Genomic DNA, 21,957 nt, shown 5'->3' with positions numbered 1-21,957 from the left:
TGTTTTTTTAAGTGTTCTTGTTCAATTCGCCCAGTTCCCAGAAAACGCTGGTCATGATGTCCAGTCCCTCTTGGATAATGGGAGTCAGCATGTGCTCATTGGGAGCGTGCTGAGAGCAGCCGGGGTAGGAGTGTGGCACCCAGATCGTGGGCAGACCCAGTACATCGGCAAAAATATCGTTGGGTACAGTTCCTGCCAAATTCGGGATCACGGCAATTTTCTGATCCGTCACTTTGCTGATCGCATCCTTGATCAAGGCGATCCACTTATTGCCCAGATCCAGCCTGGTGGCAGGCATGATCTGGCCCATATGAATACGCACCTGCTCGAAGCCACGCGCATCAAGGTGCTGGCGCAAGGTGCTTTCCAAGTCCTCTGTCTGCGTTCCCAGCACAAAACGCAAATTGCAAAAAGCCTGAGCACGAGGCGGGATAGCATTGATTGGTTTTTGCGGATTCCCGGCATCCAGTGCCAGCACTTCCAAGGTGTTCCAGCCGAACAGACGTTCGCCGTAGCTAAGGCCCGGTTCGCCCCAATGCGCATTTAAAGCCAGCCCCAAGGTATGCTGACCAATCTCCAAATCTGCAATGGCAGCCAGCACGTCCTCCGGTATGGGGCCTGGCGTCAGTTCGCGACACAACAGCTGTCCTTGAGGCCCCACCAGGCAGGCCAGAGCATTGGCCAGCACCACCGCGGGGTTTTCCATCACCCCGCCCCAATTGCCCGAGTGCAGCCCCCCTTCACGCGAAATCACCTCCAGCGAGAACAACGCAGTGCCACGCGAGCCCAAGAACAAGGTCGGCTGATTGGCGTTCAAGCGCGGGCCGTCCGAGGCCAGAAACAGATCAGCCGACAAGCTCTGTGCATGTTGTTCGCAAAACTCGCGCAAACCGATCGAGCCTCGCTCTTCACCCGTCTCAAAGATGGCTTTGAGGTTGAAACCCAAACGCCCATCGCGAGCTTGAATGACCTGTTCCAGCGCGGCCAGATTGATGCTGTGTTGGCCTTTATTGTCCGCCGTCCCCCGGCCGTACCAACGCTCCCCTTCGATCTTCAATTCCCAAGGCGCCAAGCCTTCACGCCATTGATGGTCATGTCCGGGCACCACGTCGCCATGCCCATAGGTCAGAATCGTGGGTAGCTCATCGGATTCATGTCGGTGAGCCAGAAGGATGGGGCCTGCCCCTTTGGGATTGGCCAGGATACGGACCTCAAACCCCAGTTTCACCAAGGAAGGGCCCAGCTCCTGATCCAGGTAGAGCTGCAATTGATCCGCTTTCTCCGCAGTCTGGCTGTCACTTTGAATCGCCACACGACGGCGCAAGTCCTGCTCGAAACCGCCCTCCTCAAAATAGGCGCGCACCCTGGACAAGGCTTTACTTTTTCCCATTTTTGTCTCGTTGTCTTATTGATAGGAAAGAGGACTATAGAATTCGTTTTACCTTCTGTATATTTCTATCTTTAGAATAGAATGAACTAATTTTTAGAATTCTTAAGTTAAGTCCTAAACTATCGGTACAGACGGGATTAGCTGAGCAAAATCATGGACTACAAGTACTTTCTGGCGGTGATGGAAACAGGATCACTGGCAGCAGCCAGTGCACGACTGCACATTGCCTCCAGCGCAATCAGCCGGCAAATCACCCTGTTGGAGGAATCCATAGGCGTTACGCTGTTCGAACGCAGACGGCGGGGAATGGTACTGACGGCAGCAGGTCAGGCCCTAGCCGAACATGCCCTGCGTGTGCGATTGGAGGAAGAAGCAATCTTGCAAAGCCTGCGGCAGAACGACTATGCCCAGGCACACTTGATACGAGTGGCGGCCACAGAGGGCCTGTCCCGCTATTTTCTACCCATGGTCATGGCTGAGTTTTCCAACCGAACCCCTTTGGCGCGGTTCGTCTTGAAGGTCAGCTCGCCCGATGACTGTGTGGAAATGGTCAGAAGCGGAGAGGTCGATCTCGGGGTCATTTTCAGCACGGCCCCGGTACCCGACATTGAAGTGAACTACTCCTGCCTTTCACCTATTTTTGCCATCATGCAACCTGAGCACCCCCTGAATGCGGCACGCAGTTTATCCTTGACCCAACTGCAGCCCTACCCCATTGTGATGCCCGGAGAGGAGCTAACTCAAAAGCAGTTGTTTAATCATGTCTGCCAGATGGAGAAGCTGGTCTTCAACGAGGTATTTACCTGCAATTATTCGGGAGTACTGCACGAGTTCGTCCGTCGTACCAACGCGATTGCCTTGGGGGCGTCGATCAGCCATCGCAGCAGCATGGACCACGGTCTGAAAATCGTTCCCATACTGGACCCCCGCCTGGACAGGGATCTACAGGTTTTAAGTATGGCAAAGCGGGCACTACCTCAAAGCGTCAACACTTTTCTGCAAGCCTTGATCCGGGAACTGAAGGAAGTTTGAATAACTCGATGACTGAGCTTTCCTTTAGGTTGGCTGTAACAATGCTCTGCAGCTAGTTGCTCACGCCTCTTTTTGTGAACACACAAAACAAAAAGCCGACCATCTTGCGATGATCGGCTTTTTGAGGAATTTTGGTGCCCAGGAGAGGACTCGAACCTCCACACCCGAAGGCACATGGACCTGAACCATGCGCGTCTACCAATTCCGCCACCTGGGCCCTGACTGCTGGATTTGTTTTTCAACTCGTCTCTGCAAGACAGAAAAAAACTATAACATGGTTTTGAAAGAATGCAAACTATTTCTGCTTTTTTTCATGTCTGACAGAAATAAGCGCAGCCCTTGCACTTCATAAGAATCGCTTTTATGCTTATTGCTATATCAAGAGTTGGGACAACCCATGCCAACCTGTGTACCCGCACAAGGTGGATTCAAGATATGGCCATCTGGCAATCAATGGGATCATCAAGACACGAACCCGCTGCCAGCGGGTTTTTTTATGCTTGGTTGTTTCCAGGCAAAGGGTCCTTTAATCCAACTTGCTCACCCGGAAGTCCCTTCCAAGAGCTAAACAGGAGTGTTTCATGTCTGCACCGTTTTGCTATTACCTGACTTTAGAGCAGCACCACTACCGCATTGTCCTGCACCCCGGTTGTTCACGGCTGGCTGTAGTGTGCGAAGTACATGCTGACAAGGTCGGAGATTACGAGCCGCGCTGGCTGGGTTCCAGTTGTCGCGGTGGCTATTGGGCCCGCTTCCAGCACGATATTGACAGCACCTTGTTGCTGAACATGGATGCCATTGCCCGCCTGATTGACGAACACCGTCTGGCTCATCCCGATACGGTGCTGGATACAGATTTACAGCCCGTGTTAAACGTGGGCGGACGCTTGCGCGCCCAGCCCTACCCTCAGCAAAAAGCCGCTTAGTCCAAGCGTGGGGCGTCGTCGCCCTGATCACCTTGACGCCAGTAGCTGCTGGCCCGAATCGCGCCTTTATCCAGGCCGCGTTCTTGCACCCAGTACTCACGCAAGCTTTGAGCGATGGAATATTCTGCTGCGACCCACACATAGCCGGTGCCGCTCAACTCGGGTGCGGCACGCAATGCGTCCAGAATGCCATTCAAACCGGCCAGCGAAGGAATCCAGTTCACCGTGACATGGTCCGGTGCCTCCATCGCACCGACTGTCAGCAGATTACGTGCCAATACGTAAACCTGCACCTTCACATTGGAAGGCAGTTCTTTCACTCGTCGCGCCATGGCAGGCACAGCGGTTTCGTCGCCAATCAGAACTTGCCAATCCAGGTCCTTGCTGACCAGGAAGGAGCCACGCGGCCCGGCCACACCCAGCTTGTCGCCCTCTTTAGCTTGCATGGCCCATTGGCATGCCGGGCCTTCACCGTGGACCACAAAATCAATATCCATCTCCTTTTCCTGCTCGCGGAACTCGCGAGGAGTGTAGTCGCGGATAGGTGGCTTTTCCTGACCGGCGGCAAAGACCATGCCACGCTCGCCCATTTGAGGCAGTCGCAATTCTTTAGTGACAGGGTCCGGGAAAATCAGTTTGACGTGGTCATCAAAGCCAGGGGTATAAAAACCTTCCAGATCCGAGCCTTCCAGGGTGATGCGCACCATATCAGGCCCCAGTTCGCGCCGCTTTTTTACGGTCAGCAAACGCAACTTCAAGGTATGAGCAACTTTCTGCGTTAATTGTTCAGACTGCATTCTTAAGACTCCTTGGGCAAGTTCCGTATGTCAGCGATGGCTTTTTCCAAAATGGCCACCACCTCTGCCTGTCGTTCCAGACTGGCTGTCGATTGTTCAAACATGGCCTGCTTCAGGCTGTGGCGTACCTGGACAAACTCCGGCAACCAACCTGTTTGTTCCTGCGCGGCCTTCAAATCCTCGTCGCTATTGTGTTCGGCCAGCATCTGCCGTATCCACACCAGCTTGCGCCCGCGATAGGTCAGGGACTGCATCAGGTAATCGCACTTTTCTTTTTGCTCTTCCAGATACGTGTGCCCTTCCTTGGTCAGGCTGTACATCTTGCGACGGCCTTCTTCTTCAATCAGCACCCAGCCTTGCGTGGCGCAATACGCCAGGGCGGGATAGACCGCACCAGCGCTGGGTACATAGCTGTTCTGGCTAAGCTGCGCGAAACGGCGTATCAACTGATAACCGTGAGTACTGCCCTCTTTGAGCAGGGCCATCAGCATGAGCTGCATGGCCCGAGCAGAGTATTTTCGGCCTTGGCCCATATCCAGCAGCATCCGCTCGACATCCATTGTGTTAAATTTCATGCCCATACTCTTATGCTATATCACATGACACACTATAATGATAATGAGAATGCCAATCAACTAGAAATTGAAATTAAATTTATTGAGTGAAAAATGCTTGCTTTCCCAAGGAAACTCACTCTATAATTGAATGCTTGAGACAGGCAGCAGCCTTGATCAAAAGCCCAGGTGGCGGAATTGGTAGACGCGCATGGTTCAGGTCCATGTGCCTTCGGGTGTGGAGGTTCGAGTCCTCTCCTGGGCACCACAAATTCCTCAAAAAGCCGATCATCGCAAAATGGTCGGCTTTTTGTTTTTTCCGTCTGAAAGCAAGCAGCTTGAACACGCTGTTTGAAGGCGAGGAAGCCAGATACGTAGATCCAATCAGTGTTGGTATGGTCGGGCCTCCCTTCCAGCGGTACGACCTTCCGAAAAATCAAATTCCTTTTGGACTGAAGGCAGACGTATTCAAAACTCCTCCCTGACTTACCGAAGAACAATCAGCCATAAAAAAAGCCGAAACAGCATGAGCACTGTCTCGGCTTTTTTGATTCTGGCGGTCTTACAGCAAGCTATTTCGTTGTCCCGCCCTCTTTACCATCACTCCAAGGCGCGATGACGACGCTGCCAGAAAGGCTGCGCCGCGTAGCGTTGCTCCATGCCATACAAAGCATGCTGCGAATTCAGGTGGCGCACCAAACCTAACAAATAGTCCTTTTCGTAAGCACGCGCCGGCTCGGGATTGCCTTTTGTCAGAGCTACAGCAGCCTGTGCCGATTGTGATCCGCTCCACAAGGCCGTTGCCAGGCCATTGGCGGCCAGGGGGTCCATGGCCGCGCCTGCATCACCGGCACGCAAGATGCGGCCTTCCACGAAGTAAGACACGGTGCAGCTAGCGGCAGCGCTGACTTTAGGAGTGTGAGCAGCCATCTGATTATCCAAGCCCAGGCTTTCCATACGCACTCGTGCCGCGTCGGCACAGCCCAGCAAACCGGCCCAGACCGAACCATCTCGACTCAAACCATCGGGCAAAAGATCCGAGTCCGAAAACAAGGCCACCATCAGGCGATGACCCGGCATGGGGGACAAGTACCACCACCCCAACTCGACGGCTTCTACCAGGGAAGCAGCCAAGGGTTCTGCCCCTTCAGGCAGGTCAAAGACTTGCCAGGCAGCGACCAGTCTATCCAGACGATGACGCTGGGCGGCCGCTCCGGCGGACAAGGCTGCACGACCAGTACAGTCGATTAAAGCAGCAGCTTCCAGGCTGCTACCATCTGCCAGCCTGGCAACCACACCTTCAGGCTGGTGCTCCAGGCCCAGAACTCGTGTCTGGCGAATACTGACCTTCGCTTCTTTTTGCACGCGCTCAAGCAGCGCCTGCTCCAGACGGGCCTTGTCCAGCAGGTAGCCCTGCCCGTCTTCATCCTGCACGGTGCGCAGTCCTGCGCTACCCCATACCGAAAAACGCCCTTGTGAACGCAAGGCTACCGTCTCATCCAGACAGCCTGCCCAGCCCAGGCTGGTCAAGACCACGGCCCCGCGTTCGGACAAGGTCTCACCAAACGAGGGCTGGGGCTCCTGAGGAGCCACCAGCGTTACTTCCTGACCTTGCATACTCAGGCGACGCGCCGCCGCTAAGCCCGCCACACCGGCGCCAACAACAATAATCATGCCTTCATCCTCAGGTTCCCGTCTGCTTTGTCAGCGGGACAATGTCCATGGAACCGCGTTGTACTTCCACATACAGCTCGGGCGGAACTCCCGCCAGCCCGACTGGCCCCGGACGTTTTACCACGACTCCCATACGGGTCCAAACTTTTGCTGTGGTAGCGCGGACAAGGCCTGCACAGCCTGTTTAATTGTGGAAAAAACGAATCATGTTTTACAAAATGCGCGGCAGGGAAAACAGCATGACCCAGCCTCCCAGGACCAGATACGGACCAAAGTGAATGGCCTGCCCGGCTTGCAAACGCCCACCAAGGCGCAAGACCAGAGCCGCCAGCAAGCCCAATACGGATGCCGCCAGAAGAATTCCCGGCAAGGCGGTGGCTCCCAGCCACGCTCCCAACGCGGCCAGTAATTTGAAGTCGCCATAGCCCATGCCTGCACGCCCGGTCAGCAACAAGAACACATGGTTTAACAGCCACAACACGCTGTAGCCCAATGCCGCGCCAATCACCGCCAAGGGCAAGCTGCTAAAGGTGTGATCCAGATTGACCAGCAAGCCCAGCCACAGCAAGGGCAAGGTGAGACGATCAGGTAGATAGCCGGTTTCCGCGTCAATCCAGGCCAAGAGAGCAGTACCGGCGATAAACACACAGGCCGCCACTGCTGCAGGCGTCAACTGCCAGCGCCAACCGGCCCACAACATCAGGACCAGGGCCAGACTCTGGCATACCCATCCCCATTGACGATGAGCACGCGGCGAACGCCCGTCCAACTCAGGCTCCAGCTCTACAGGCAGGCTCCAGGACAGGTGTCGGGCTGGCCAGAAAAAACAGACCGCCAAGATCAGAGCAACTCCCATCCCCGCCCAGGCATTGCCCCACGACGTCCACATCATATTGATCCTTCACCAGATTGATAAACGCGCGCTGGCACAAGCTACGCTGCCCAAATCCTAGCAGAGCCTTGCGCGCTTTTGATGACGTAAGTATTTTTTGCCCCAGGTAGAGAAAGCCGGACGGTGGCATTTTTTTGTTACCCGAATGACAGACAGAGCCCCACAAGGCTAGGCATAATGCGCTTCAACCCTTTGTTTCGCTTACGGATGAATAAGGAAGCGCTATGAACCACTTTGTGCCCCACGCTGCGCGTACGCCTCGCCTGCGCTTTTTGACCGGCGCCTTGCTCCTGGTCTGGATGGGCTCGGCAGCCAGCACCGCCTGGGCCCAGCAGATCGAGTCCATTACCTTATCCAGTGCCGGTATGGCCGAGATCGAGCGACAAATCCCCGTCTCTGACACCGGTACCGCTCAGTTGCGTGTGCCCCTGACCCAGGTCGATGACATTCTGAAAACCCTGATGGCCGTCGATGGCAAGAACCGCATCGACTCCCTGACCTTGTCGGGTCTGGCCCCACTGAAAGAAAGCTTTGACAGCCTGCCCTTCTCGGCCAAAGACCTGCGCTCGCCCGCCACCCTGGCACAAGCGTTGCGCGGCCAGCAAGTCAGCGCCAGCTCGCAAGGCCGCCTGGTACGGGGTGCCGTCCTGGGGGTGCAAGCTACTGCGGCCACCAAGGAACATCCCGCCCAGGCCATCTTGAGCGTGCTGACAGAACAGGGCCAGATCCAGACCCTGGAATTGGGCCCGGACACCAGCCTGGAAGTACTGGACAAGACCTTGCAACAGCAATTGCAGCAGGCCACCGAAGTGTTGGCCGGTCAAAGCAATCAGCAGTCGCGTGATATTCAACTGGTCTTGAACAAGACCGACACCAAGACAGCCCGCCTGTCCTACCTGATTCCTGCACCGGTATGGAAAAGCTCCTATCGCCTGATGATGCAGGACGGCAAAGCCCGCCTGCAGGCCTGGGCCATTTTTGAGAACACCAGCGGTGAGGACTGGAAAGATGTGAAGGTCACGCTAAGCTCGGGCTCGCCTGTGATACTGCGCCAGCGTCTGCTGGAACGTTACTGGAATGAGCGCCCTGAACTGCCGGTGGCGGTAGGCAGCTCCATCGCGCCGCAAGCTGACACCCAGGCTACTGTCAGCGCAAATCACGCCCGCAAAGCAGCAGGTGAGGCCATGCGTGCTCGCATGGCTCCAGCCGCACCCGCTCCCATCATGATGGAAAGCGCCGCCTATGCGGCCGATGGCAACATGGCCAAACAGTGGGCTTCGGGCGGCGCTGGCGCCAGCACCCAGGCACAGGAAGGTCAGACTCAAGTGCGCTTTAGCCTGCCACAAACGCTAAGCGTACCCACCGGCCAGACGGTTTCGGTGCCCTTTATCGACACATCGCTGCAGGCCGAGTCCCTCTCGGTTTACCGCAGCGGCCAAGCTGGCGACTATCCCACAGCCGCCATTTGGGTGAAGAACGAGCAGGCCAATAGCCTGCCGCCCGGCATTATTACCGTCTTTAATGAACAGGACGGTCACGTGGGTGATGCAGAGCTGGCCGGTCTGCCTGCTGGCGAGCAGCGTTTGATCTACTTTGCCCAAGACAGCAAAGTTCAAATCCGCGAAGAGCAAACGGATGAATACCGCCTGAGCAAAACCCGTGTGACTGATGGCGTTGCCCGTTCGGAATGGACGCGCTTGCAGAACTTCCGCTACGAGATCAAGGCTCCGGCTGATGAAGATCGCACGGTGCTGATCCAGTTGCCTCGTCAGGATGGCTGGTCCTTCAAGTCCGACGCCCATGATAGCGATACCGCCCAGGAGCACCGCCTGAAAGTGAAAGTTGCCAAGGGCAAGACGGTCACCGTCACGGCCCAGCTGAGCCTGCAAGACCATATGGAATTGCGCCTGGAAGAAATCGACGAGAACATGCTGCTGCAGTGGCGTGGAAACGGCCAGGACAACGCGCAACAAGCCAGGATGGACAAGCTGATCGAGCTGCGTCGTCAGCTGAGTCAGGCCCAGCAAGCGCAGAATCAGGCCGTTGAGGCCCTGAACGAAACCGTGACTGAACAGGAACGCATCCGCGCCAACCTGGCTGCCGTCAGTGCACAAAGCACCTTGGGTCAGCGTTTCAGCGAGCAACTGGCCCAGCAGGAAGACCAGATTGCCAGCCAGCGCAAAGCCGTTCAGGAACAGCGCGACGCTGTACAGAAGGCCCGTCAGGCTTTTGAGAAAGGTCTGGCCGAACTGGCTTGATCCTGGCCTTATGCAGGTGCAGGCAGCTCGGCCTGCACCTGCTCCAGAAACGCGCGTATGGCATGGCCCTGCGCGCGTTCTTTCAAGCAATACACAAACTCGCTCAAATGAGCCGAGACATCACTGAGTGGCACACTGATAATGTCCGGATGCGCAGGCACTTCACGCAAGGGCAGCAAACTGGCCCCCATGCCACACACCACTCCCCACCCTATCGCCTCCCGGCTCCCTATCTCCAGCAACTGCGTCGGCTCCTGCCCCGCCTGCCGGAACACTTGATAGCATAGCTCCCGTGTCATGGACCCGGGCTCACGCATCAGAATGGGATGGCGGCACAGGTCCACAATACGCACACGCTGCCGGTTAGCCAAAGGATGATCCACTCGCAGCACGGCCACCAAGGGATCAGAAGCCAGCAGCAGACGCACCAGACGCGGATCATCAACCAGCGCCGAGGACGCGATCACATCCAGTTGATAGTCATGCAAGGCACTCAAGACCCGTTGCGAATTATCAATGCTCAAACGCATCTTCACGCCGGGATAAGCCTGATGGAAATTCCGTAATACAGCCATGATGTAATACGGCCCGGTCGCGCCCACTCGCAACATGCCACTTTTCAGATCGCGCAGATCACGCAAACTGAAATCGATCTGGGCAGCTTGCTGCATCAGTTGCTCGACTTGGGGCAAGAGGCGTTCCCCTTGCTGGCTTAAGTACACCCCCTTGCCTTGCCTATAGAACAGCTCCACGCCATAGCGGGCTTCCAGCTGTCGCAGATGCGAGGTCACGGTGGGCTGGCTGATCCCCAATTGCTGGGCAGCCTTGGTAATGGAGCCACAATGAGCCGTGGCGTGAAAGGACTTCAGTTCCAGAGCCAGCATGCTGCCGCTCTCCTCGGGGAAGAATCAAAGCCCAAATTATCCAATGCTCGTATTACAGAAATTAGTTGTACTGTCATAGTGCCGCCATATCCGACTCCCATACTGACGTTCATGACATTCATGACAAGTCGGAACCCAGGATGAGCGCCAAGCCCGCATTTTTAACCATACAAGGACTGCACAAGCAGTTCGGCTCCTTTACTGCCCTGGACCAGGTCAGCCTGGATATACAAGCCGGTGAACTGGTGTGTTTGCTGGGCCCCTCGGGCTGTGGCAAAACCACTTTGCTGCGATGCATTGCCGGGCTGCAACAAGCCGATCAAGGCATCATCGTGATGGCGGGCCGTGACATTACTCACCTGCCCCCTCAGCAGCGTGATTACGGCATCCTGTTTCAGTCCTACGCCCTGTTCCCCAACCTGACCGTGGCCCAGAATATTGCCTACGGTCTGTCGCCCCGCAAGAACCTGGCCACCCAAGTGCGTCAACGCGTCTCCGAGATGCTGGATCTGGTCGGCCTGTCCGGTTCGGAAAACAAGTACCCGGCACAACTGTCGGGCGGTCAGCAGCAGCGTGTAGCCCTGGCTCGTGCACTGGCCCCCTCACCCTCCTTGCTCTTGCTGGACGAACCCATGTCGGCGCTGGATGCCCAGGTGCGCGAGCGTCTGCGTATCGAGCTGCGTGCGCTGCAAAAGCAACTGTCCATCACCACCTTGATGGTGACGCACGATCAGGAAGAAGCCATGGTCATGGCCGACCGTATCGCCGTGATGGAAAAGGGCCGACTGGTGCAATTTGATCGTCCCCAGGCTTTGTACCGAGCCCCCTCTGATCCCTTTGTGGCGGGCTTTATCGGTGAAGCCAACTGGCTGCCCTTTACGCCCTTGCACGATTGCTCGGTGCTGGTCGAGCGCGTTCGTCTGGACTTGGGCCAGGAAGCGCCTACTGCAGCAGGACGTCTTTTCATCCGCCCTGAAAACATTCGGGTACTGGATAACAACAGCCCGGCCACCACGACCAATACCTTTTTGGCCGACATCGTGGACGGCGTGTTTTTGGGCCGTCACTACAAGCTGATTCTGCGCCCCGAAGGCATGGACGGGCTGACTGTCCAGGCCATCGTCAACCCCGAACAAGGGGATCGCTTGCTCGACCCCTTGGCCGCACGTCGCTGCCGCATTCAGCTTCCCAGCGAGGCGCTGCATGCCCACCATTGATTCCACACCACAGCCTGGCGCGGCGTCCCTGCGCTCCACCAGCCTGTATGGCCTGCCCGTTGCTGAAACTAGCGTGAAGAACCATCCCCTGACCCGTCCCGTTTTGCCTGTCTGGATAGGCTCGGCGGCACGACGCGCCTTATTAATTGCCCTGTTTGCCCTGCTGGTCCTGTTCCTGGCCCTGCCCATGCTGTTCATCTTGCTGCGCGCCATTCAAGACGGCGACGGGCAACTGGTGGGTTTGGGTCAGTTCTGGTCGGTGATCAGCGCCCCGGGCTTCATGCCCATGGTGGGCCGCAGCATTCTGGTGGGCGTGACCACCTTGCTGATCGTGATCCCCGTTGCCTACGCGTTCGCCTTTGCCCTGCAACGCTGCTGCATACGCGGTGCCGGGCTATTTCGTGCGCTGGGCCTTTTGCCCTTGCTGGCCCCATCGCTGATGCCAGGCCTGTCCCTGATCTACCTGTTTGGCAATCAAGGTTTGCTGCGTCACTGGTTGGGCGGTGAAACGATTTATGGTTTCTGGGGCATTGTGCTGGGCGAAGCCTTCTACACCTTCCCCCACGCCCTGATGATTCTCAGTACCGGTCTGGCCCTGGCCGATGCTCGTCTGTATGACGCTGCCCGCGCCATGGGTGCCAACTCCTGGCGTCGCTTCCTGACGGTAACCCTGCCCGCCAGCCGCTATGCCGTTTTTTCCGCCGCATGCCTGGTCTTTACTCTGACCGTCACTGACTTTGGCGTGCCCAAAGTGGTGGGCGGTTCCTACAACGTGCTGGCCATGGAAGCCTATAAAGCCGTGGTCGGTCAGTTGCAGTTTTCCAAAGGCGCGGCCATTGGCGTGCTGCTGCTGATTCCCGCTGTGCTGACCTTCTTTCTGGACCGTCATCTGCGTGCTCGTGCCAGCGGTCAGGCTCAAGGCTCGCTCAGTGCCTACTCGCCTCTGCCACACCGTCAGCGCGACCGTTACTTCACTCTCGTTCTGGTACTGGTATCCCTGGCCATTCTGAGCATTGTGGGCATGGCGGTCTGGGCGTCCCTGATCAAGTTCTGGCCTTACAACCTGAGCCTGTCCCTGAAGTCCTACGATTTCAACAATATGGACGGTGGCGGCTGGCTGGCCTGGCGCAACAGCCTGACCATGGCCTTGTTTACCGCCATTCTGGGTTCGGCCCTGATCTTTCTGGGCGCCTGGGTGCTGGAGAAACTGCCTGCCCGTGGCCAGTCCGAAAAAGGCTTGTACGGCGTGCTGCAAATGCTGGCGCTGGCCCCCATGGCCATTCCCGGTCTGGTGCTGGGCCTGGGCTACATCTTCTTTTTCAACCACCCCAACAATCCCTTGTCCGGTCTGTACGGCTCCATGAGCTTGCTGGTCCTATGTACGGTGATTCACCTGTACACCAGTGCCCATCTGAACTTTGTGACGGCCCTGAAAGCCATTCCTGGCGAGCTGGAAGCCGCTGCCGCCTCCCTGAAGGCTCCGCGTCTGTCCACCTTGATGGGTGTCACCGTGCCGCTGTGCCTGCCTGCCTTGCTGTCGGTGGCGCGCTACCTGTTCGTCTCGGCCATGACCACCGTGTCTGCCGTCGTGTTTCTGTACAGCCCGCAAACCGTGCTGGCCTCGGTAGCGGTCATGAATATGGACGACGCCGGCTTTATCGGCCCGGCCGCCGCCATGTGCACGGTCATCATGCTCAGCTCCGGCTTTGTCTGCGTCCTGGTTCATGTTCTGAGCCGCGCTTCCTTGCGCCGCAGCCAGGCCTGGCGCTCTCCTACTTCTCTTTCCTCAACCTGATAGGACCGCAATGTCATCCCCAACTTGCGCGAATACATCGCTTGATATGCCAAGTCACCAGACTCCACGCCTTGAAGCCCTGATTTTTGACTGGGCCGGCACACTGGTGGATTTTGGATCCTTTGCTCCCACCCAGATTCTGGTTGAAGCCTTCAAGTGCTTTGATCTGAATTTGAACCTGGACCAGGCCCGCAGCGCGATGGGCATCGGTAAATGGGATCACATCAAGGCCATGCTGGAGTTGCCTGAAGTGCGCGCCCAGTTTGTGGCCCTGCATGAGCGCGAACCCGATGACAGCGATGTAGACCGTATCTACAACACCTTCCTGCCCATGCAGAACGAACGCGTGGGCGAGTTCTCCGCCGCCATTCCCGGTGCCCGCGAAACCTTGTCCTGGGCACGCCGCCAAGGTCTGAAAATCGGCTCCTGCTCCGGCTACCCGCGTCTGGTTCTGGACAACTTGCTGCAACACGCCCACCGCCAACAAGTACTGGTGGACTACCACGTCGCCTTTGACGAAGTCCCGCAAGCACGCCCCTGGCCTGCCATGGCCCTGGAAAACGTCATTCGTCTGGAAATCAAGAATGTCGGTGCCTGCGTGAAGATTGACGACACCCCAGTCGGCATTGAAGAAGGCCGCAATGCCGGTATGTGGACGGTAGGTTTGCTGCTGTCAGGCAATGCCGCCGGACTGACCGAACTGGAATTTCTGGCTCTGGACGAAGAAAGCCGCCAAACCCTGCGTGATCGCGCCGCGGCCACCTTCGCCAACGCCCAACCGCATTACCTGATCGACACCGTTGCCCAACTGCCTGCCGTGGTTGAACAAATCACCGAGCGGATGGCCCAGGGCGAATGCCCTGGCGACTCTCTCTAACCCCACCCCCCTTTTGCTGTCACAAGGACACTTCTCCATGAAAACCATTGTTCTGAGCTCCTTGGCTGCCGCTTTGATGGGCGCCGCTTCCCTGGCTCAAGCCGCTACGACCCTGACCGTCTACACCGCGCTGGAAGCCGATCAGCTCAAGGCTTACCAGGCTGCTTTCGAGAAAAAGAACCCCGATATCAAGATCCAGTGGGTGCGTGACTCCACTGGCATCATTACCGCCAAACTGCTGGCTGAAAAGAACAACCCCAAGGCTGACGCTGTCTGGGGTCTGGCCGGCTCCTCGCTGGGCTTGATGGCCAGCCAGAACATGCTGCAGCCTTACGCCCCGCAGGGTCTGGACAAGATCGACGCCAAAATGCGCGATCAAAACAACCCACCCAGCTGGGTTGGCATGGACGGTTTTGCCGCCGCCCTGTGCGTGAACACCGTTGAGCTGGAAAAGAACAAGCTGCCCATGCCCACGTCCTGGGAGGATCTGACCAAGCCCGAGTACGCTGGCAAGATCGTCATGCCAAATCCCGCTTCTTCGGGCACCGGCTTTCTGGACGTAAGCGCCTGGCTGCAACTGTTTGGTGAAGAAAAAGGCTGGACCTTCATGGACGGTCTGCACAAGAACATCGGTGCCTACACCCACTCCGGCTCCAAGCCTTGCAATATGGCTGCCGCTGGCGAATACACGATTGGCGTGTCCTTTGACTACCGTGGCGCTCGTCTGAAAGAAGAAGGCGCTCCGCTGGAACTGGTGTTCCCCAAAGAAGGCCTGGGCTGGGAAATTGAAGCCGCTGCCATCATGAAAGGCACCAAGAACCTGGAAGCCGCGCAGAAACTGGCTGACTTCTCCGCCAGCGAAGAAGCCAACCACTTGTACAAGACCAACTTTGCCGTGCTGGCCATCCCTTCTATCGCCACGGCCAACCCGCACCTGCCAGCAGACCTGAACCAGCGTCTGATTGACAACAACTTCGTCTGGGCCGCTGAAAACCGCGAGCGCATCATCGAAGAGTGGACCAAACGTTACGACGGTAAATCGGAAGCCAAGAAGTAATGAGCACACAACACTACGATGTCATCGTGGTGGGGGGCGGCATCCTGGGCATGGCACATGCCTGGGCGGCTGCCCGCCGCAAGCTTAGCGTGGCTGTGCTCGAGCGCAGCCACCAGGCCCAAGGCGCCACCATACGTAATTTTGGTCAGGTACTGGTGACCGGTCAGGCGCCGGGCATCATGATGGAACTGGCACGCCAAAGCCGAGGTCTGTGGCTGGATCTGGCGGCACAAGCGGGCTTTCATGTGCGCAGCAATGGCTCGCTGGTCCTGGCACGCAATCACCTGGAACTGGAACTGCTGGAAGACTTTGCCCAAGGCCGTGCCAAGGACGAAGGCGTGGCCTGCCAGATGCTCAGCGGCAAGGAACTGGCGACACTCTTTGAAGGCCGTCTGGGGCATCACCACGGCGCGCTGCAAGGTCTGGATGATTTGCAGATCTACTCGCGCGACGCCCTGCCCGCCATTACCAGCAGCCTGCAAACCATGGGCGTGGATGTGTATACCCAAGCGCATGTGCACTATGCTCAAGAGGGGCAGGTACACAGCAGCGTGGGCAACTTCACCGCCAACAGCATTTTTGTGTGCCCCGGTCACGACTACAGCAGTCTGCATCGCGAACTGCTCGATACCGTCAAACCGTCGGTGACACGTCTGCAAATGCTGAAAGTGCGTGCACAGGACGCAGGCTGGGCATTGGACCGACCTTTGCTGACAGGTTTGTCCTGCCTGCACTATGGTGCCTTTAGCGATCTGCCTTTGGCAGACACACTGCGCGAGCAAGTACAGCAACGTCATGGCGTCCTGCTGGATCAAGGCATTCATTTGCTGATTAGCCCCACCCCGGACGGGGATCTGATTATTGGTGACTCGCACGACTACGGCCAGCAAGCCAGCCCCTTCAACCAGGAAGAAACAGACCAGTACTTGCTGGCTCTGGCAGAAACCGTGCTGGGTTGCCCGGTGCAGGTGCTGCAACGCTGGCAAGGGGTATACGGTGCAAAGGGCCCGGCTCCATTTTCTGTCTTGCAGGCCGATGGCAGTACGCAAGTGACGGTCATGCACACGGGCTTGGGGATGACCACGGGTCTGGCCATTGGTGAACGCAATATCGCCGCTCGCTACGATTGATTGCTGGACATGGGTGCGTAGGCAAGCAGATCAGCCTTGACCTAGACAGCAAGAGTGCAAAAAACGCGCAGCCCAGGCTGCGCGTTTTTCTTTTCCTGAGGCGTAGGTCTGGATGCCAGAATCCAGGGCCTCAAACCAGGGGGAATCACGACATTTTCTTAATGGGAATTTCCCATGAGAAACCCAATAGAGTGGAATAAAATACGCCACACGATAGGCCAGAGCGAGCGCCCTTGAGCTGTAGCCATCCATACACCCGGACCGCCAAGTACTTCGTCGCGATTGGCGACGAAGCCCTGGTCTTCCCCCTGACAGGAAAGGATCAATGAAAGACAGCGAAAGCGGCTTGCGTTTTATAGACTGCAATGAAGAGCAGCATGCAGCCGCTATTTTGGCGATTCTGAACGACGCCATCGTGAACTCCACCGCGCTATACGACTATGTGCCACGCCCGCCCGAAGCCATGGTGAGCTGGTTTGCCACCAAACGCGCCAACGGCTTTCCCGTGGTCGGCGTCATTGACGATGCAGGAACGTTGATGGGCTTTGCCAGTTGGGGCACCTTCCGCGCCTTTCCCGCCTACAAATACACCATGGAACACAGTGTCTATGTGCACCCGGAGCACCGCAGCAAAGGGCTGGGCAAGATTCTGATGCAAGAGCTGATCACGCGTGCCCGTCTGGCCAATGTGCATACCCTGGTAGGCTGTATTGATGCCAGCAATGCGGGCAGTATCCATCTGCATAAAAGCCTGGGCTTCACCCATGCGGGCACCTTCAAGGAAGTGGGGTTCAAATTTGGCCGCTGGCTGGATGTCGCCTTTTACTTGCTGACGCTGGATACGCCTGCCGAGCCAGTCGACGGCTGAAGCCCCCCTCCACGCTACGCCTTGGGGCGGCCCGGCGACAAAAAAAACCATCGCAGGCAGCACGCCGCGATGGTTTTTCATCAAACCGTTTGCTCCTGACTCAGGCGCTGGCTTTCGGCTTTTCGTAGCACACGGCAAAGGCGATCAGGCCCAGCACGATGCTGAAAATGCCCACACCGACTGCCACCCCAGCCACCAGACCCAAACCTACTGCAATAAACACGCCGGGAAAGGCGTAGTTTCGCAACCAGGAAGGTTTCTTGGGAACAAGAAATAGCCCTAAAAACAAGAACCAGGGCATCACAATCGTCCAGAACAGACTGTCCATTAGCACGTCACGCATCATTATTCCATTGAAGTAGGAGGGGCTTGGGCGAGAGCCAGACACCCCCGCCGTTCTGGGTGGATTGTAAACGTCCTGAGGCTGGCCTCCCAGTACGGGCGACTGTTATAAGAGAGAATTACTGTTTTACAGCTAAAGGACACGCCATGAGTACGCTTAGCTTGACCAGCGCAGACCAGCACCGTTTCGAAGCCTATGTCGCAGGCGATGAACAGGCCGAACGCGGCTTGATCGTGTTGCAGGAAATTTTTGGTGTCAATCAACACATACGCAACACCTGCGAACGCTTTGCCGAGCAAGGCTACCGTGTCCTGTCTCCCGCCCTGTTCGACCGGCAAGAGAAAAATGTAGAGCTGGGCTATACCGCCGAGGACATGCAAGCAGGTCTGGCACTGCGCAACGGCATTGCGCTTGATAAGACCCTGCTGGATATTCAGGCCTGCGTGGACGCCTTGGGTTCGCGCAAGATTGGTATTGTCGGCTATTGCTGGGGTGGCTCCTTGAGCTGGCTGGCCGCCTGCCGCTTGCAAGGCCTGAAAGCCGCCAGTTGCTGGTATGGTTCGCAAATTGCCCAGAACGCCCAGGAACAGCCCAGGATTCCAGTTCAAATGCATTTTGGTGCCCAGGATCACTCCATCCCTGCCAGCGCCATTCAGACCATTAAAGACGCGCAAAAGGATGTGGCCATTTACGTGTACGAACCTGCCGGGCATGGTTTTGGCTGCGATCATCGCCCCGATTTTCACGAAGCGTCCTACAAACTGGCTCAGGAACGTACACTAGCTTTCTTTGCCGACCATCTACGTTAAGCCCCCATGCTTGAATCCAGCGACGACCTGCTTGCCCTGTTAAATACCACCATGCCTTACGGCAAATACAAAGGTCGCTTGCTGGCCGACCTGCCGGGACATTATCTGAACTGGTTTGCCCGTGAAGGCTTTCCTTCCGGGCGGCTAGGGCAGCTACTGGCCCTGATGCACGAGCTGGATCACAATGGCCTGAAATCCTTGCTGGACCCCTTGCGCCCGCGCAGCCGCTAAGAGGAACAAATACCTTACTGGGGAGCGGGCTGCGACGGTACGTCACCGTACAGCTTGCTACTATCAAGAATTCCTCTACACCCCATTGTGAAGGACGTCATGACAATCGATCTCTCCGCATTCCCCATCACCGGCAAATGGCCGGCCCAGCACCCCGAACGCCTGCAACTGTATTCCTTGCCCACTCCCAACGGCGTCAAGGTATCCATCATGCTGGAAGAAATTGGCCTGCCTTACGAGCCACATCTGGTCAGCTTTGAGCGCAACGATCAGCTCAGCCCGGAATTTATTTCGCTCAGCAGCAACAACAAGATCCCGGCAATTCTGGACCCCAATGGCCCCGGCAATAAACCGCTGGCCTTGTTCGAGTCCGGTGCCATCCTGATCTACCTGGCAGAAAAAACCGGCCAGTTGCTCTCTGCAGACCCGGCCCAACGCTATGAAACCCTGCAATGGCTGATGTTCCAGATGGGTGGCGTAGGCCCCATGTTTGGTCAACTGGGCTTCTTCCACAAATTTGCTGGCAAGGACTTTGAAGACAAGCGCCCCCGCGACCGCTATGTCAACGAATCCAAGCGCCTGCTGGGCGTGATCGACAAGCATCTGGATGGCAAGGACTGGATGGTGGGCAACAGCTACTCCATCGCCGATATTGCCCTGTTCCCCTGGATTGCCAACCTGATCGGTTTTTACGGCGCAGGCGAGCTGGTGGAGTACGAGCAGTTCAAGAATGTGGCCCGTGTTCTGGCCCAGTTTCAGGCCCGCCCGGCAGTACAACGCGGCTTGAACATTCCTGCCCGTGATTGATGGATAAGCAGCGCCAATCAATGTTTATAAGCCAATTTGCAATAGCCCTGCTATCAAACTGGTCTTTTTTGTTTCGCTTGACGCCAGTCCGTACAATTGGCCTCCTAAACATTCTGCGCAAGCGGTACTATTCCGTTTGCCCGGCTTGCTCATCAATCAAAAAACCAGTCTGCTCATAGAGCGGATACAGGCAAATCCACCAGCCTGATGAGCAAGCCTTCAAAGCCCTGGATTCTTTCCAGGGCTTTTTTTTGTATCTACGATTGCCCCCCCGCTGCTACTCTTTTTGCTCCTTGCCACTTTGCCTGAGCAGAGCTATGAAAACGCACCACTATGAACTGTTGATCAGTTGGACCGGCAACACCGGAAGCGGCACCCGCACCCTTCGCTCCTACTCACGTAACCACGACGTGATGGCAGTTGGCCTGGAGACCATTGCTGCCTCCTCAGACCCTGCCTTTCGAGGCGACCCAGCCCGCTGGAACCCAGAGCAGCTTTTCCTGGCATCGATTGCTCAGTGTCATATGCTTTGGTACTTGGGAATAGCGGCAGAAGCCGGCATTGTGGTCACGGCCTATGAAGACCACCCTACCGGCATCATGACTGAAGAGGCCAACGGGGCTGGGCAATTCGAGAGTGTTACCTTGCGCCCCTTCGTCACGATCACACCGGACAGCGACCTTGCCTTGTCCAAATCGCTTCACGATCGCGTAGGTGAATACTGCTTTATTGCCCGCTCCATCAACACTCCGATTCACCATGAGGTCACGGTCCACGTGCAAGGTCAAACACCTCCACCATCGACGTAAAGAGCATTACACCGCAGGTAAAGGGATGAACTGCCCATCGTCCAGTGGTGGCAGACTGATGCGACCATTGAGCCAATCATCCTTGGCCTGCTCGATACGGTCCTTGCGCGAGGACACAAAGTTCCACCAGATATGGCGTGGTCCCAAGGGCTCGCCGCCCAGCAGCATCAAATGGCTGTTTTGCTCGGCAAGGATGCGAGGGCTGTCGCCATTGGCAAAGACCAGCATCTGACCGGCTCGATAGCGTTGAGCGTCTACCTCCAGCGCGCCCGTACAGATATAAATGGCGCGCTCTTCATGGCCGGTTGGCAAGGGGACAGACTGGCCCGCTTGTACGCGTAGTTCCATATAGAACAAGGGTGAGGCCACACTGGCAGGGCTGCACAGGCCCAACGCCGATCCGGCTATCAGGCGACCTTCCAGGCCCGTGTCCTGAATCAAAGGCAGTTGTTCGGCCTCGTAATGCACAAAATCGGGGTTTTGCTCTTCTTTATGTTCCGGCAAAGCCACCCAGGCCTGAATGCCATCCATACGGCCACCTTGGGTACGCATGGGCTCAAAGCGCTCGGAATGGCTGATGCCTGAACCAGCGCTCATCCAGTTCAAGGCGCCGGGCGTAATCTCTTGTTCCACGCCCAGGCTGTCACGGTGTGTCATGGCACCTTCAAATAAATAGGTGACGGTAGACAGGCCAATATGCGGGTGTGGCAGCACATCGTTTTCTGTCCCTACAGGTGCCGTCAGCTCTTGTGGCCCCATACGATCAAAGAAGATAAAAGGCCCCACCATACGCCGTTGGCGAAAGGGCAGAACGCGCCCCACTTCAAATGCACCAATGCTGTGTTGACGTTGTGGAATCAGCAGCTCGACCATAGACACCTCTACTGGGAAGTCGCAAAAATACAATCCCGATTACTATACTCTGGTCACTGCTTTATTCGCCCTATCGCGCATGTCCACGCTCTCCCTGTTTGATCCCGTTCCCGGCAAGGCCCTGACTCTGGATACCGGCCTGATCGCCCTTCCGGGGCTGGCCCTGCCCTATGCCGCCAGCTTGGCACAGGCGGTTCAAGAACTGGTGCACAGCGTTCCTTGGCGGCATATGCAGGTTCCCTCAGGGCATCGTATGTCGGCCGCACAAAGCAGTTGTGGCGACCTGGGATGGATATCGGACGAACACGGCTACCGTTACAGCCCCACAGACCCGCAAAGCGGTTTGGCCTGGCCCGCCATGCCGGCCATATTCAAGGAACTATTAACGCGCATTGCCCAGGAGTCGGGCCAGGGCCCTTTTCAACCCGATACCTGTCTGATCAATTACTACGACGAGCAGGCGCATATGTCCTTGCATCAGGATAGAAACGAGCGCGACTTGCAGCATCCGATTGTCTCGGTCTCCCTGGGGCGTGAGGCCTTGTTTTTATGGGGCGGCGCAAAACGCAGCGACCCGGTGCGTACCCTGCGACTGCGCGATGGTGATGTGCTGGTCTGGTGGGGGCCATCCAGATTGAATTTCCATGGGGTACGCAGACTGGAGGGCCCGGACCATCCGGTATGGGGCACAGGCCGGGTCAATCTGACATTCAGAAAAGCAGGCTGAATCCCGC

22 protein-coding genes, 2 tRNA genes and 1 riboswitch are annotated in these 21,957 nt (G+C 56.9%); of the genes, 15 read left to right on the top strand and 9 right to left on the bottom strand.

Features of this window, described 5'->3' with window-relative positions; all coding sequences use genetic code 11:
- Window positions 1–7: 7 nt before the first annotated feature.
- Window positions 8–1,390, bottom strand: coding sequence for a M20 family metallopeptidase (locus tag MID00_RS15850; RefSeq protein WP_254499049.1), 1,383 nt, complete (start codon window positions 1,388–1,390; stop codon window positions 8–10).
- Window positions 1,391–1,543: 153 nt separating this feature from the next.
- Between MID00_RS15850 and MID00_RS15845 the strand changes: the two genes are divergently transcribed.
- On the top strand, window positions 1,544–2,422 hold the full coding sequence (locus MID00_RS15845; RefSeq protein WP_009458923.1) for a LysR family transcriptional regulator: 879 nt from the start codon (window positions 1,544–1,546) through the stop codon (window positions 2,420–2,422).
- A gap of 132 nt (window positions 2,423–2,554) precedes the next feature.
- On the opposite strand, the gene MID00_RS15840 is transcribed toward MID00_RS15845, so the two are convergent.
- Window positions 2,555–2,639 (bottom strand) — tRNA-Leu (locus tag MID00_RS15840).
- Between the two features lie 153 nt (window positions 2,640–2,792).
- A riboswitch (SAM-I-IV-variant riboswitch) is annotated at window positions 2,793–2,886 on the top strand.
- A 117-nt stretch (window positions 2,887–3,003) separates the two neighbouring features.
- On the opposite strand from MID00_RS15840, the gene MID00_RS15835 reads away from it, so the two are divergent.
- Window positions 3,004–3,348 carry a hypothetical protein gene (locus MID00_RS15835; RefSeq protein WP_254499048.1) on the top strand — a complete coding sequence of 115 codons (345 nt, stop codon included), beginning with the start codon at window positions 3,004–3,006 and terminating at the stop codon, window positions 3,346–3,348.
- On the opposite strand, the gene MID00_RS15830 is transcribed toward MID00_RS15835, so the two are convergent.
- Both MID00_RS15830 and MID00_RS15825 read right to left on the bottom strand, forming a co-directional pair.
- A complete protein-coding gene (locus tag MID00_RS15830; protein ID WP_060185223.1) occupies window positions 3,345–4,145 on the bottom strand; it encodes a siderophore-interacting protein in 801 nt (266 codons plus the stop codon). The genes MID00_RS15835 and MID00_RS15830 overlap by 4 nt on opposite strands.
- Before the next feature lie 2 nt (window positions 4,146–4,147).
- Window positions 4,148–4,720, bottom strand: coding sequence for a PadR family transcriptional regulator (locus MID00_RS15825; RefSeq protein WP_022983141.1), 573 nt, complete (start codon window positions 4,718–4,720; stop codon window positions 4,148–4,150).
- Between the two features lie 162 nt (window positions 4,721–4,882).
- On the opposite strand from MID00_RS15825, the gene MID00_RS15820 reads away from it, so the two are divergent.
- A tRNA-Leu gene (locus tag MID00_RS15820) sits at window positions 4,883–4,967 on the top strand.
- 332 nt (window positions 4,968–5,299) lie between these two features.
- On the opposite strand, the gene MID00_RS15815 is transcribed toward MID00_RS15820, so the two are convergent.
- Window positions 5,300–6,373 (bottom strand): NAD(P)/FAD-dependent oxidoreductase, encoded by a 1,074-nt coding sequence (locus MID00_RS15815; RefSeq protein ID WP_254499047.1) that lies wholly within the window; start codon window positions 6,371–6,373, stop codon window positions 5,300–5,302.
- Between the two features lie 211 nt (window positions 6,374–6,584).
- Entirely contained in the window at window positions 6,585–7,262 is a 678-nt protein-coding gene (locus tag MID00_RS15810) for an A24 family peptidase (protein WP_254500305.1), read from the bottom strand.
- Between the two features lie 227 nt (window positions 7,263–7,489).
- On the opposite strand from MID00_RS15810, the gene MID00_RS15805 reads away from it, so the two are divergent.
- Window positions 7,490–9,523: a DUF4139 domain-containing protein gene (locus tag MID00_RS15805; RefSeq protein WP_254499046.1), complete on the top strand. Its 2,034-nt coding sequence runs from the start codon at window positions 7,490–7,492 to the stop codon at window positions 9,521–9,523.
- Window positions 9,524–9,531: 8 nt separating this feature from the next.
- Here MID00_RS15805 and MID00_RS15800 read toward each other — a convergent pair whose 3' ends face one another.
- A complete protein-coding gene (locus MID00_RS15800; RefSeq protein ID WP_009458907.1) occupies window positions 9,532–10,407 on the bottom strand; it encodes a LysR substrate-binding domain-containing protein in 876 nt (291 codons plus the stop codon).
- 140 nt (window positions 10,408–10,547) lie between these two features.
- Here MID00_RS15800 and MID00_RS15795 point away from each other — a divergent pair, with 140 nt between their 5' ends.
- The 6 genes from MID00_RS15795 (at window position 10,548) to MID00_RS15770 (ending at window position 17,351) form a co-directional block, all read left to right on the top strand.
- Window positions 10,548–11,624, top strand: a complete 1,077-nt coding sequence (locus tag MID00_RS15795; protein WP_009458905.1) for a putative 2-aminoethylphosphonate ABC transporter ATP-binding protein — start codon at window positions 10,548–10,550, stop codon at window positions 11,622–11,624.
- Entirely contained in the window at window positions 11,611–13,419 is a 1,809-nt protein-coding gene (locus MID00_RS15790; protein ID WP_021446491.1) for a putative 2-aminoethylphosphonate ABC transporter permease subunit, read from the top strand. Before MID00_RS15795 ends, MID00_RS15790 begins: the two co-directional genes overlap by 14 nt.
- A gap of 10 nt (window positions 13,420–13,429) precedes the next feature.
- Window positions 13,430–14,296 (top strand): phosphonoacetaldehyde hydrolase, encoded by an 867-nt coding sequence (gene phnX / locus MID00_RS15785; protein WP_031231944.1) that lies wholly within the window; start codon window positions 13,430–13,432, stop codon window positions 14,294–14,296.
- A gap of 37 nt (window positions 14,297–14,333) precedes the next feature.
- Complete coding sequence (locus MID00_RS15780) at window positions 14,334–15,353, top strand: putative 2-aminoethylphosphonate ABC transporter substrate-binding protein (RefSeq protein WP_035272329.1); 1,020 nt, start codon at window positions 14,334–14,336, stop codon at window positions 15,351–15,353.
- Window positions 15,353–16,483 (top strand): TIGR03364 family FAD-dependent oxidoreductase, encoded by a 1,131-nt coding sequence (locus MID00_RS15775; RefSeq protein ID WP_035272327.1) that lies wholly within the window; start codon window positions 15,353–15,355, stop codon window positions 16,481–16,483. The genes MID00_RS15780 and MID00_RS15775 overlap by 1 nt, the downstream gene beginning before the upstream one ends.
- 325 nt (window positions 16,484–16,808) lie before the next feature.
- Entirely contained in the window at window positions 16,809–17,351 is a 543-nt protein-coding gene (locus MID00_RS15770; RefSeq protein WP_254499045.1) for a GNAT family N-acetyltransferase, read from the top strand.
- 100 nt (window positions 17,352–17,451) lie between these two features.
- Here MID00_RS15770 and MID00_RS15765 read toward each other — a convergent pair whose 3' ends face one another.
- Window positions 17,452–17,694 (bottom strand): hypothetical protein, encoded by a 243-nt coding sequence (locus MID00_RS15765; RefSeq protein WP_223254053.1) that lies wholly within the window; start codon window positions 17,692–17,694, stop codon window positions 17,452–17,454.
- A gap of 146 nt (window positions 17,695–17,840) precedes the next feature.
- On the opposite strand from MID00_RS15765, the gene MID00_RS15760 reads away from it, so the two are divergent.
- The 4 genes from MID00_RS15760 (at window position 17,841) to MID00_RS15745 (ending at window position 20,350) form a co-directional block, all read left to right on the top strand.
- Window positions 17,841–18,503: a dienelactone hydrolase family protein gene (locus MID00_RS15760; protein ID WP_254499044.1), complete on the top strand. Its 663-nt coding sequence runs from the start codon at window positions 17,841–17,843 to the stop codon at window positions 18,501–18,503.
- A gap of 6 nt (window positions 18,504–18,509) precedes the next feature.
- Complete coding sequence (locus MID00_RS15755) at window positions 18,510–18,734, top strand: DUF3820 family protein (RefSeq protein WP_003799391.1); 225 nt, start codon at window positions 18,510–18,512, stop codon at window positions 18,732–18,734.
- Window positions 18,735–18,833: 99 nt separating this feature from the next.
- Window positions 18,834–19,541, top strand: coding sequence for a glutathione binding-like protein (locus tag MID00_RS15750; protein WP_009458889.1), 708 nt, complete (start codon window positions 18,834–18,836; stop codon window positions 19,539–19,541).
- Between the two features lie 317 nt (window positions 19,542–19,858).
- Window positions 19,859–20,350, top strand: coding sequence for an OsmC family protein (locus MID00_RS15745; protein WP_254499043.1), 492 nt, complete (start codon window positions 19,859–19,861; stop codon window positions 20,348–20,350).
- A 6-nt stretch (window positions 20,351–20,356) separates the two neighbouring features.
- Here MID00_RS15745 and MID00_RS15740 read toward each other — a convergent pair whose 3' ends face one another.
- A complete protein-coding gene (locus MID00_RS15740) occupies window positions 20,357–21,223 on the bottom strand; it encodes a pirin family protein (RefSeq protein WP_254499042.1) in 867 nt (288 codons plus the stop codon).
- Between the two features lie 79 nt (window positions 21,224–21,302).
- Here MID00_RS15740 and alkB point away from each other — a divergent pair, with 79 nt between their 5' ends.
- Window positions 21,303–21,950: a DNA oxidative demethylase AlkB gene (gene alkB, locus MID00_RS15735; protein ID WP_254499041.1), complete on the top strand. Its 648-nt coding sequence runs from the start codon at window positions 21,303–21,305 to the stop codon at window positions 21,948–21,950.
- Window positions 21,951–21,957: the final 7 nt, after the last annotated feature.

Origin of the sequence: Alcaligenes sp. NLF5-7, from assembly GCF_024266725.1 — a bacterium.
In the GTDB taxonomy this organism is placed as follows: domain Bacteria; phylum Pseudomonadota; class Gammaproteobacteria; order Burkholderiales; family Burkholderiaceae_B; genus Alcaligenes; species Alcaligenes phenolicus.
Note: the sequence above shows the minus strand (reverse complement) of the source record. Positions and strands in the feature narration are given on the sequence as shown.